Origin of the sequence: Marinobacterium sp. YM272 (assembly GCF_050908845.1) — a bacterium.
In the GTDB taxonomy this organism is placed as follows: Bacteria; Pseudomonadota; Gammaproteobacteria; order Pseudomonadales; family Balneatricaceae; genus Marinobacterium_D.
Window position 1 is genome coordinate 3,010,655 of record NZ_CP194171.1, and the last position, 12,243, is coordinate 3,022,897.

Genomic DNA, 12,243 nt, shown 5'->3' on the forward strand with positions numbered 1-12,243 from the left:
GACGGAGCCACCGGGTGTTTGACAGAATTTTTGCCATCCTCTCCGGTCATGAAGAACCGGTTGATGCGATCGATGACGAGCTCTGGCTGGCCACACTCCAGTCTGTACCGCTGCTGAGGGCATTAACAGCTGACAAGCAGTCCAGACTGCGCCGGCTCAGCGAGCGCTTTATCCAGGAGAAACAGTTTTTCGGTGGTGACGGGCTGGAGCCAGATTCCTCTATGGGCGCACGAATTGCCACCCTGGCGTGCCTGCCGGTACTGGAACTGGGTATGGAGTGGCTTGCGCCGATCCGCGAGATCGTTATCTACCCGGCACCGTTTCTGGTGCGTCATGACGCCCCGGACGAGTTCGGTATCGTCCACGAAGGCTATGAAGCGCTGAGCGGCGAGGCCTGGGATCACGGCACCCTGGTGCTGGCCTGGCCCGATGTACTGGAATCGGGATGGATGGACCGGGGACATAACGTGGTCATCCACGAGATCGCCCATGTACTGGATAACCGCAACGGTTCGTTCAACGGCTTCCCGCCGCTGCACCGGGGGATGGACAACAGCGAGTGGACGCGGGAGTTTAGCGCGGCTTTCGATACCCTGAACCGCCAGCTGGACAAAGGCGAAGACACGCTGATCGACCCGTACGCGGCCACCGCACCCACTGAGTTTTTCGCCGTTACCAGCGAGTACCATTTTGAGCGCCCGGATATTCTGGCGCAGGCGTTTCCGCAGGTGGCGAGATTGATGGACGAGTTTTATTCCGGGGCAGGTAATTAGATGGTAGGAGGCGCGCACCCAAAGGGCATGACACCCTCGCGCCGATTGAATCCCGCACGGTGGTCATTCATAACCGCGGCGGGTTATCGCGACGGGGCGTCGTTCCTACGAAAAACGCCCTGCCGGAATCGATGGCTTAACGACTGTCTGTCGGCACGTCGATCAAACCATCCTTGCGGAACATCGACTTGATGCCGCGCACGGCCTGACGGATGCGGTCGCGGTTTTCGATCAGCGCGAAGCGCACATAATCGTCGCCGTAATCACCAAAGCCGATCCCCGGTGATACGCAGACCTTGGCATCGGCGAGCAGTTTCTTGGAGAACTCCAGCGACCCCATCTCGCGATACGGCTCGGGAATTTTCGCCCAGATATACATCGACGCCTTGGGAATATCGACCATCCAGCCCGCCTCGTGCAGCCCCTTGGCCAGGGTGTTGCGGCGCTGGCGATACTGCTCAGCGATATCGCGCACACACTGCTGATCTCCTTCCAGCGCAGCGATGGCCGCAACCTGCAGCGGCGTGAAGGTACCGTAGTCGTGGTAACTCTTGATCCGCGCCAGGGCGTGAACGAGCTCCTTGTTGCCAACCATAAAGCCGATACGCCAGCCCGCCATGTTGTAGCTCTTGGACAGGGTGAAAAACTCCACCGCCACATCCTTGGCGCCCGGCACCTGCATGATCGACGGTGCTTTCCAGCCATCGTAGACGATATCGGCATAGGCCAGGTCGTGGACCACGATAATGCCGTACTGCTTCGCCAGCGCGACCACACGTTCGAAGAAGTCCAGCTCCACGCACTGGGCCGTGGGGTTGGACGGGAAGCCCAGAATCACCATCTTCGGCTTGGGAATGGTCTCGCGGATCGCCCGCTCCAGCTCGACGAAGAAATCCACCCCCGGCACCAGCGGCACGGAACGCACCTGGGCACCGGCAATTACTGCGCCGTAGATATGGATCGGGTAGCTGGGGTTAGGCACCAGCACGGTATCGCCATTATCGACGGTGGCCAGCATCAGGTGCGCCAGCCCCTCTTTCGAGCCGATGGTGACGATCGCCTCATCTTCCGGATCGATCTCCACGTCATAACGGTCGCTATACCAGTTGGAGATTGCCCGTCTCAGGCGCGGAATACCGCGTGAGGTGGAATAACCGTGGGTGTTTTCACGCTGGGCTACCGAGCAGAGCTTTTCGACAATATGCGGCGGCGTGGGGCCATCCGGATTGCCCATGCTGAAGTCGATAATATCCTCACCGCGACGGCGCGCGGCCATCTTCAGTTCGGAGGTGATGTTAAAAACGTAGGGGGGAAGACGATCAATACGGTTAAAGTGGCGTACAGGTTGCACACCGGTGTTATCGGTCATGATTACTCTCGCTTGTAAACGTAAGCGCCCGGAACCGTCCGAGCGACGCCGTCCGTGACTTCACGAACGCGACAGGAAGAGTATCGGTTAACAGAGCTTTAAACCAGAAATTTCTCTGTTGAGACCTAGAATACACTGTCTCAGAAAAAGATATTGCTGGACCGGAGCTCTCCCCGGCCCAGCATCAGTGCTCTAGCAAGCCTCAGGCAGCGGCGGCTTTTGGCACCGGCGTATGGAAGCGACGACTGAAGACAAACAGCGCAATAAACGCGGCGGCGGCGATCAGGTCATAGATCAGGTTGCCGTGGGGCCAGAGCAGCCCCAGCGCGCAGGCACCGCTGAGCAGGCGCAGCAGAATGTTGAGCTTGCCCTCCAGGTAGCCTTCCATAAAGCCGACGAAAGCGTACATACCGAGAATGCCGAACAGGAAGATGCGCAGCACCTCCTCCCAGCTACCGCCGATAAACGGCGTGTAGGCAAACAGCAGCGGTACCACGTACAGACCCTTGGAGATCTTCCAGGCGGTAAAGCCGGTCGCCATCGGCGGTGTGCGCGCAATCGCTGCCGCGGCGAAGGCGGTCAGGCAGACCGGCGGTGTCACGTTGGAGTCCTGTGACAGCCAGAAGATGATCATGTGCGCAGACAGCAGCAGCATCGACAACATGGTCGGATCCAGTGCCTGCTGCATCAGCTGGCTCTTGAAGTCCGCCGGCACCTGGGCCACCAGCGCCGCCGCATCCGCGGTTGGCATCGGCTGGGCCAGCGCCGTCATGGCGTTGGGATCTATCAGCATGAAGATGGTGCGCGCCGCTTCCGGCAGCTGACCGGAGGCGATCATATCGATCAGCTCACGCTCGGCCATCAGGTTGTAAAGCGCCGGTGCAGACAGGGTCGCAAGCACGATATATGCCGCGGTCACCGGCAGGCCCATGCCCAGCACCAGGGACGCCAGCGCCACCAGTACGATGGTGATCAGCAGGCTGCCACCGGCCCAGTCGGTCACCATCAGCGAGAAGGTGTTGCCGATACCGGTCATCGCCACCACGTTGACCACGATGCCCACGGCGATCAGCAGCATGGCGGTGGTCGCCATATTTTTAGAGCCCTGCGCCAGTGCGTCGAGCACATCGCGAACGCCCATCTTGCGCGGCGACAGCCAGGAGGACACCACTACCGAGATAATGGAGATACCGGCAGCGTAGGTCGGGGTGAAGCCATAGATCAGCAGCGCCACCAGCACCACCAGCGGCAACAGGCAGTGCCAGCCTTCCTTGAACACCTCTTTAAACGGGCGCGCCTCCAATTCCACCGCTTCGGTATGGCTGCGCTTGGCTTCCACGCGCACGTAGAAAGCCACGGAGAGGAAGTACAGCAGCGCCGGCAGTGCGGCGATGGCGATGATGGTGACGTAAGGGATCTGGGTGTAGGACGCCATGATAAAGGCACCCGCCCCCATCACCGGCGGCATCAGCTGACCACCGGTGGACGCCGCAGCCTCAACACCGGCGGAGAAACGCGCCGGGAAGCCCGCCTTGCGCATCATCGGGATGGTGATAACACCGGTGGATACGGTGTTGGCCACGGAGGAACCGGACACAGAACCCATCAGGCCGGAACCGAATACGGCCACCAGGCCCGGGCCACCGATCATGCGGCCCGCCACACAACGGGACAGTTCGATGATGAAATCACCGGCACCGGACTTGACCAGGAAGGCGCCAAAAAGAATAAACATGAACACATAGGTCCATGAAATCTGTGCGATGGCACCGAACATCCCCTCTGACGAGAAGTAGCTGCGGAACAGCACCGTCTCCAGCGACAGCCCCGGGAACTGGAACATGCCGGGCACGTACTGACCCCACCAGAACACGTAGGTCAGCGCCACCAGGATCATCGACGGGATAAACCAGCCGGTGGTTCGGCGGGTCATCTCCAGACCGATCGCGATCGCCACAATCGCCACGATCCAGTCGGAGGTAATAAAGTGAACGCCCCTGTCATACAGGGCATCCTCGAAAAGCATCAGGTAGATCGTTGTTGCCACGGCTACCAGACCGATAGCCAGATCGATCGCCAGCACCAGCTTACCGGACGCTGCACTTTTGGGGGTACACATCGGTACCATCAGCGCGGTGATCAGGGCAAAGCCGGCAAAGTGAATGGCGGAAACCCACAGCTCGGACATGGTGCCCAGAGTGTTGAAGTAGATATGCGCCAGCGCAAACACAACGCCCGCCCAGTAAATGAAGCGGCCGACCAGCGAATTCTCGTCGCGCTGAGCCAGTTCCAGGCTCTTCAGGCGCTCCTCCGTCTGCTGATCATCGGTAGCTGTCATGAGACGACCTCTAATTTCTTATAAGAACAACCAACAGCTCCCGCCCGATTGAATGCACGGGACGGGAGCTGACTTCAGGATCACAACCCTGGCTGGGGTTTACTCGGCGATCAGACGATCGGGGATCTCAACGCCCACTTCACGGTAGTAACGGGCAGCACCCGGGTGGAGCGGTGTCGGCAGCCCGGCAATCGCTTTCTCCAGTGCCATCGCCTTGGTGGCGGCGTGGATACCGTTCAGGAAGGTCAGGTTCTCATAGATGGTTTTGGTCAGCTGGTAGACATCCTCTTCGGAGACATCGTCGCGTACCGCCAGGAAGTTCGGCTGTGCGATGGTGTTGATCTCCTGGGTCTGACCCGGGTAGGTGTTTTCAGGAATGGTGAAACGGGTCCAGAGGTCGTACTTGCCGTTCGCTTCCTTCATCTGCTCGTCGGTGAAGTTCAGGATCTGAATGTCTGAACCCATGGCCGCATAAGCACGGGTGATCGCGGAGGTCGGCACGCCGGACGGGATGTTCATACCGTCGATGGTGCCGTTCTGCATGGCATCGGCAGACGGACCGTAACCCATGTAAGCCAGGTTGAAGCTGTCTGCATCAATACCCAGGTTGCCGAGAATCTCACGGCCTGAACCTTCGGTACCGGAGTTTTTCTTGCCGATGGAGAACTTGCGACCCTCAAAGCCTTTCAGATCGCTGATGGTGCCGGTTTCGGCATAGTCCGAGCGCACTACAAACTGCTCAACGTTCTGCCACAGCATGGAAACGGAGCGCAGATAATCCTGCTTGCCGGCGTCTTTCAGCTGACCTTCACCTTCCCAGGCCCAGGCACCGTAAAGACCCTGAAGAATCGCAAACTGAGCTTCGTTCTCGCGCAGCATTTTGACGTTCTCGCCAGAGCCGGCGGAGTTGATCGCGGAGAGTGCCAGGCCGGTAGTGGGTTCCAGCTTGACCTTGGCCAGCGTCGCCAGGGCAACACCGACCGGGTAGAAGGTACCGCCGGTTGAAGCGGTGGCGAGAATATAAGAGCGGTTTTCTTCAGCAGCCTGAGCCAGTCCGCTGGTGCCGGTTGCAACGCTCACGGCCAGAGCCAGACCCATGCCCTTGAGGAAATTGCGCTTATTGATCTTCATGCCTGCATCCTTTTGTTTTGGTTATTGGCAAACGACGGACCGGATTGGGGTGTGTCCGCCGCCTGATATCAATCCCTCTAAACATAGCAAGGGGTGGGCCAGATGCAGCATTAAATGCTAACTATTTGTTTTATATATTTATTTTATGAAGACACCTTTCCTATTCCGACTGTATAAGCAAAATTTCGCCTATGTTTTTCCCCGGGTCTAGGCAAAATTTCGCTTACTCCCCCTCCGGCACAAACTCGCTGCGGCTGATGCCGTAGCGCTGCATTTTCTGGTTCAGGGTGCGGCGCGGCAGGTCCAGCTCATCCATAACCACCTTGATATTACCTCCGTGAGTTCGCAGGCTGTTGCGGATCGCCTGCGCCTCGAACTCGGCCACCTGCACCGCCAGGGGCAAGCCGCGCTGATTGGCACGAACGGTCGCCAGCGGCGGCTGCCCCCGTGACAGCAGCTCAGCCACGCTGACCCGCCGGTCCAGAGCGAAACGGATCGCCACGTTTTTCAGTTCCCGCACGTTGCCGGGCCAGGCGTAGGACTGGAGTGCATCGATATCGTGGTCGCTGAGTGGACGCGGCTCGCGCTGATGATCGGTAGCTGCCAGCGCCACGTAGTGCGCGAACAGCAGCGGCACGTCATCGAGCCGATCCCGCAGCGGGGTCAGGTGCAGCTCCGATACGCAGAGGCGGTAAAACAGGTCCTCCCGGAACCCCTCCTCGTCGCGCAGATCCACCTTGGCGGCGGCCACCACCCGCAGGTCCACCGGAATCGGCTTGTTTGAGCCGAGCCGCTCGACCACGCCCTCCTGCAGCGCGCGCAGCAGCTTCACCTGCAGGCTGTGCGGCATACTTTCGATCTCATCGAGAAACAGGGTGCCGCCACTGGCGTACTCGAACTTGCCGATGCGACGCTTGTTGGCACCGGTAAAAGCGCCGGCCTCATGGCCGAACAGTTCGCTCTCGATCAGATTTTCCGGGATAGCGCCGCAGTTAAGCGGCACAAACGGCTTGTCGGCGCGGTTGCTGAAGCTGTGCAGACACTGGGCTACCAGTTCTTTGCCAGTGCCGGTTTCACCGTAGATGATCACGTTGGTATCCAGCTGCCCCAGGGTCAGGATCTCGTCACGCACCCGGGTGATCGCCGGCGAGATACCGATCAACTTGGCGTCCAGACCGGAACGGGTGGCCAGGTCCTGTTGCAGGCGCAGGTTTTCCACCGTCAGGCGGCGCTTCTCACAGGCACGCTGGATCGTCTCCGCCAGGCGGTCCGGCACATAGGGTTTCTCGATAAAATCGTAAGCGCCGTCATGCATCGCGCCGATCGCCATATCCACGTCCCCGTGAGCGGTGAGCAGAATTACCGGCAGGCCTTCGGCCTTCTGCCGCGCCGCCTGCATCAACTCCATACCATCCATCTCCGGCATACGCACATCGGTCAGTAGAATGCCGGGCCAGGCGGGCGTCAACTGCTCAAGCGCCGCCTTGGCAGAGGCAAAGGAGACCACATGAAAACCGCACATAGTCAGCCACTGCTCGGTGGACTCGCGCACCATCGCTTCATCGTCGACCAGCATGACACAACGGCATTGAATCACCGCATCGGCAGGCAGTTCCGCTTTCATATCGCCTCTTCAGTTGGTTTCTCTGTTTGTGGGTTAAGACGCTTGAATGTCACCTCGAAACGGGCCCCACCTTCGCCCCCCTCGCCCACCTGGATACTGCCACCCAGATCGCGCACGATGGAGTGAACAATCGCGAGCCCCAGGCCCAGCCCGGTGCCCACCTCCTTGGTGGTGAAGAATGGCTCGAACAGCTGTTCCCGGTGGTCAGCGTCGATCCCCGGGCCGTTGTCCTCCACCCGCAGCAGGACCTTATCCTTCTCCTCGCGGACCAACAGCGTCAGACGATGCGGAGGCTGCTGGTTCTGCATGGCGTCGCAGGCGTTTTTTACCAGGTTGATCAGCACCTGTTCAAAGCGTGCCTGATCGCCGGCCAGCTGCACCTCCGGTCCGGGCGGGTCGTAGCAGAGCTGCAGATTCATCTCGGCAAAGCGGCCACGAAACAGACCGAGCACCTGGTCGATCGACGTCGCCACCGGTACCGGTGCCAGTTTCTCCGGCTTTTTATAGGCGAAGGTTTTCAACTGGCCGGTGATCAGCGCCATCCGGTCGATCAGGCTTTCCAGCTGGCGGTAGTTCTCCGTCTGCATCTGCGGATTGTCCAGCTGACGCCGGCCGATCGCCAGGTAGGTGCGGATCGCCGTCAGCGGCTGGTTCAGCTCATGGACCACCTGGGCGGACATGCGCCCGAGAGCCGCCAGCTTGCCCGCCTGTACCAGCTCCGCCTGGGTTTCCTCCAGCGCCTGGGTACGCTCGACCACCTTGTGCTCCAGCGACTCGTTGGCTTCACGCAGCGCCTGTTCCAGCCGTTTGCGGCGGCTGATATCGATCACCGTCACCAGGTAACCGAGCTCCGGGTGGTGCGCCATGCCACGCACCGACACCATCATCGGGAACAGGCTGCCATCGCCTTTTTGGCCAAAGGTTTCAACGTTGGTCAGCGGTTCGGACTGGGTGCGGTGGAGACGACTCAGTGTCTCGCGCAACAGCCCCCCGGACTCCTCGTCCACGATCAGGGTACTGAAGGCACGATCCTGCATCGACTCTGCGGTTACACCAAACAGCTGGCTCGCCATCGGGTTGATGAAGTGAATAATCCCCTGGGCATCGATGTTGATCAGGCCCACCTGGGCTGTGCTGATCATATCGCGCTGACGCTCCTGGTTCAGCGCCCGCTCCCGTGCCTGCTCACGCTGCAAGGCGCGCTTCTGACGCTTTTCACGCAGATAGAGGATCAGCAGCGCCAGGGCAAAGCCGGCGCCGGCGATGCTGCCGGCGACGATGCGCTGCTGCTGGCCGGCGCTGCGGGCATCCACCAGCACGCTGACACGCCAGTTGAGATCGTCCAGCTGCACGCTATGCACCAGGTAAAGCGTCTTATCCAGGCTCACCAGCTGCACCTGGGTGCCATCGCCCAGCACTTCGGCACTGGTCTGTGGCAGCTGCATCGGCATATTCATGCTGAACAGCTGTTCGCCATCCATGCCGGTAATAAGAAAGGGGTAATCGATCGGCAGCTGCTCATGCAGCTTGTCCAGCTCCAGTCGCATCGCCGCGACCCCGATCAGATCCTGCTGATCGTAGATCGGTGCCGACAGGTAAAGCGCAGCGCGAGAGGGTGTCCCCTCCTGAACAAATTCGCGCCCTTCGTGACCGGAAAGCGCCTGCTGAAAATACTCTTTGCCGGCCTGAGAGCTGGAAAGCAGCTGCTGCTGGTCGCGCCAGTTACTGGACGCGCGCGGCCAGCCGCTAAGGTCCAGCACCAGCAGCGCACTGGATCCGGCCACCAGGTTGATCTGCTCCAGATAACGGTCCACCGGCCCCCCCACATCGGCATCTGGATGGCGCAGCAGGGTACGGACCTCCCGGCTCTGTGTCAGCACAAACGGCAGGTAGCGGTACTGGTCCAGCGCGGTACGCAGCTGGGTGACATTGCTCAGCAGCCGGTCCGATGCCTCGCCATGCAGGCCTTGCAGTGTCCAGCTGCGGGTGTAGGAGGCAGCCACCAGCGTCAGCGCCATCACGCAGACCAGGTAGACTGCCATCAGTACCAGTGGGCGAAACGACAACAACGGACAGCCTCCGAACGGTTTGCGGTTAGGTCAGCGGATCAGGCTCTTTGCGCCAGCAACGCCTTGCAGGCCTCGGGATCAAGCAGCTCACCCATCTCATCGTACTCCGGATAGGGTAAACCGGCGGTCAGGCAATGGGAGGCGATCTTTTGATAACGCGACTCGAACATATGGCGGGCTGTTTCTGCCGCCGGCATGCGGTCGAGATCATAAAGCCCAGCCTCTTTTCTCTGCCGTTGCGCCTCGATCAGGATGACCCCCGCGGCGGTCGACACATTCAGCGACTCCACCATGCCCATCATCGGTACGGTGATATGGGCATCCGCTTCCGCCGCCGCCTGCTCACTGATGCCGGCTTTCTCGGCTCCCATCAGAATGGCACAGGGGACGGTGTAATCGACTTCACGGAAATCCACGGCAGTCTCTGACAGGTGCGCCGCGTAGATCTTCATGCCCTGCGCCCGCACCGCCGCAATAGCGCTGTCGAGCGTTGGGTGAATGATGGAATCCACCCAGCGGTCGCTGCCGCGGGAGGTACCGCGATAACGACGATACTCGTGATCCGGTTTGACCACATGCATTTTGGGGATTCCCACGGCATCACAGTTGCGCACCAGGGCGGCCATATTGCGTGGCTTGTGGACTTTATCGGCGATCAGGGTCAGGTCCGGCTGACGCCGTCTCAGCACCTGCAGTAATCGTTGTTCTCGTTCCGGTGTCATCTGTGTTCCTCGATTCAGGAGCAAGATGTTACCGCCAATCCGCTGTGCTCGGCCACTTCGTGTTTGTCCGCCTGCGCGGACGTGCGATAATCCGCCGCCTAACCCGCTAAAAGGAACCAACGCAGATTATGAGCGACTCGAACGATATCATCGCCTACCAGGGATACCCCGGCGCCTACTCTCACCTGTCCTGTACCCGCGTCTTTCCGGAGATGAAAGCCCACGCCTGTGAGAGTTTTGTCGATGCGATGTTTATGGTCGATAACGGTGAGGCGAAGCTCGCCATGATCCCGTTGGAAAACTCCACTGCAGGCCGGGTCGAAGAGATCTACCGGCTGATGCCGAAAACCCAGCTGCATATTATCGGCGAGCATTTCGAACCGGTGAATCACTGTCTGCTGGGACTGCCCGGCACCCGCATCGAGGACCTGAAGACGGTATCCTCCCACCCCCAGGCACTGGCCCAGTGCGACGGCAACATCAAAGCGCTGGGGATTACACCAATCGCGGCACTGGATACCGCAGGATCGGCCTCTGAACTGGCCGAATCACGCCAGCCGGGCCACGCGGTTATCGCCTCCAGCCTGGCCGCGGAGCTGTACGGTCTTGATATACTGCGGGAGAATTTTCAGGACAAAAACGGTAACACCACCCGCTTTATCATCCTGACCAAAGACGGCCATGTGCCGGATCTGGACAGCGAAGAGCGCTTCCTCACCACCATCATGTTCACGGTACGCAACCTGCCGGCTGCGCTTTACAAGGCACTGGGCGGTTTTGCCACCAACGGCATCAACATGGTCAAGCTGGAAAGCTATATGGCGTCGGATACCATGCAGGTTTCAAGCTTCCATCTGGATGTGGAAGGTCACCCCCATGATCAATCGATGCAGTACGCGCTGCAGGAACTGCACTTTTTTGCCAAGTCGGTGCGCATTATCGGCACCTATCCGGCGCACCCTTTCCGTTATAGCAAGCAGGTCAGCATCGAAGACTAATACTAAAGTCTAACCCTGACTGTACTAAAAGCCCCTTTTTGCTGCATCGCAACAAAAAGGGGCTTTTTTATAACTAATCGATTTAGAAAAAACGACTAATTATGTTGTGCACTGCAGCATACGAGCTATATTGAAGGTGTCCTGAGGGATCAGGACGCGACAGGTGTCTCTCTTCACCTATCGCATCCCATCTTGCAGCTCCGGCCGTTGGAGTTGTTTGCACTTTGCCTACCCCTCTTCACCCGAAGAGGGGATTTTTTTGTCTCTTCTTTGCTGCCCAACTCATTGTTGCATAAATCTCAACCAGTTTTGCAAAAATAGACCCTATTAGGCTTTCCCGTCGTGTCCGACCAAAGAATCGCTAGAAAGGCTAACGAACAGGCAGAGGGTTCCTTAGGGTTGCTAACGGAAACAAGCGACGAAGCGGCCAGACAACGGCCCGCAACTGGTTGTTATTTATATACCGCAAACGTCAACACCGTTCGTGGCGGCCTGTAAATATTGAATAACACTTAGCAGTCCTAATATTTTAATAGATAGAAAAACTATCTGAATTTAAAAGCTGAATTAAGACCTCTACTCGGGTGAATAAATTTATTTATATCTTTTACATTTTCTATCTTGAACAGATAAAAATCGATCCTTAGAATCGCCGCCAATAAAACAACACATCAGGCGCATCGTTCAGGTCCGCCGGGCATCCCCAGCCCACTAAAACTTATAAGCCCTTGGCTACAAACGATTATTCCCAGTAACGCCATTAAGGCGGTACCGGGCACCCTATTTTCAAATTTAAACGCTCAAGTTTCCGAGGTTGGCCGATGGAACCGATCACCGTCGTAGGCATGATTGCCGCTTTCTGCACCACCAGTGCTTTTATTCCGCAGGTTGTACAGATCCTGCGTACAGGTAATGTGGATGGCATCTCTCTGCAGATGTATTCGATTTTTACCCTGGGTGTTGCCCTATGGCTTGGATATGGCGTGGTTCTGCAGAGCTCACCGATCATCATCTCCAACAGCATTACGCTGGCGCTGGCCGTTTCGGTACTGGGCCTGACCCTTAGCAAGCGACGCAAGAACCGCATGCACGCCCTGCGACTGGTGGCCGATAACAGCGATATTGCGGTGGCACCCGCTGCCAACGAAGAACTGGCCACGGCTGCCTGAAGCAGCTATCAGTGCGCCGTCAGCTCTGTCATAAATAGTTCTCTCATACA

The 12,243-nt window shown here is 58.7% G+C and carries 9 protein-coding genes; 3 read left to right on the top strand and 6 right to left on the bottom strand.

Translation table 11 applies throughout. From position 1 onward, the window contains the following. Nucleotides 1–14 precede the first annotated feature (14 nt). A complete protein-coding gene (locus ACQUQP_RS13350; protein ID WP_432695525.1) occupies nucleotides 15–773 on the top strand; it encodes a zinc-dependent peptidase in 759 nt (252 codons plus the stop codon). A 136-nt stretch (nucleotides 774–909) separates the two neighbouring features. On the opposite strand, the gene alaC is transcribed toward ACQUQP_RS13350, so the two are convergent. The 6 genes from alaC to trmH form a co-directional block, all read right to left on the bottom strand. Next, nucleotides 910–2,142 (bottom strand): alanine transaminase, encoded by a 1,233-nt coding sequence (gene alaC, locus ACQUQP_RS13355; RefSeq protein ID WP_432695526.1) that lies wholly within the window; start codon nucleotides 2,140–2,142, stop codon nucleotides 910–912. Nucleotides 2,143–2,344: 202 nt separating this feature from the next. Continuing rightward, nucleotides 2,345–4,480 carry a TRAP transporter permease gene (locus tag ACQUQP_RS13360; RefSeq protein WP_432695527.1) on the bottom strand — a complete coding sequence of 712 codons (2,136 nt, stop codon included), beginning with the start codon at nucleotides 4,478–4,480 and terminating at the stop codon, nucleotides 2,345–2,347. A 99-nt stretch (nucleotides 4,481–4,579) separates the two neighbouring features. After that, nucleotides 4,580–5,611, bottom strand: a complete 1,032-nt coding sequence (locus tag ACQUQP_RS13365; RefSeq protein WP_432695528.1) for a TAXI family TRAP transporter solute-binding subunit — start codon at nucleotides 5,609–5,611, stop codon at nucleotides 4,580–4,582. Nucleotides 5,612–5,834: 223 nt separating this feature from the next. Beyond that, entirely contained in the window at nucleotides 5,835–7,235 is a 1,401-nt protein-coding gene (locus ACQUQP_RS13370; protein ID WP_432695529.1) for a sigma-54-dependent transcriptional regulator, read from the bottom strand. After that, on the bottom strand, nucleotides 7,232–9,301 hold the full coding sequence (locus ACQUQP_RS13375; protein WP_432695530.1) for a sensor histidine kinase: 2,070 nt from the start codon (nucleotides 9,299–9,301) through the stop codon (nucleotides 7,232–7,234). The genes ACQUQP_RS13370 and ACQUQP_RS13375 overlap by 4 nt, the downstream gene beginning before the upstream one ends. A gap of 41 nt (nucleotides 9,302–9,342) precedes the next feature. Then, complete coding sequence (gene trmH / locus ACQUQP_RS13380; protein ID WP_432695531.1) at nucleotides 9,343–10,026, bottom strand: tRNA (guanosine(18)-2'-O)-methyltransferase TrmH; 684 nt, start codon at nucleotides 10,024–10,026, stop codon at nucleotides 9,343–9,345. A gap of 128 nt (nucleotides 10,027–10,154) precedes the next feature. Here trmH and ACQUQP_RS13385 point away from each other — a divergent pair, with 128 nt between their 5' ends. Continuing rightward, nucleotides 10,155–11,024 (top strand): prephenate dehydratase, encoded by an 870-nt coding sequence (locus ACQUQP_RS13385; RefSeq protein WP_432695532.1) that lies wholly within the window; start codon nucleotides 10,155–10,157, stop codon nucleotides 11,022–11,024. 821 nt (nucleotides 11,025–11,845) lie between these two features. After that, nucleotides 11,846–12,193 carry a SemiSWEET family sugar transporter gene (locus ACQUQP_RS13390; protein ID WP_432695533.1) on the top strand — a complete coding sequence of 116 codons (348 nt, stop codon included), beginning with the start codon at nucleotides 11,846–11,848 and terminating at the stop codon, nucleotides 12,191–12,193. Nucleotides 12,194–12,243: the final 50 nt, after the last annotated feature.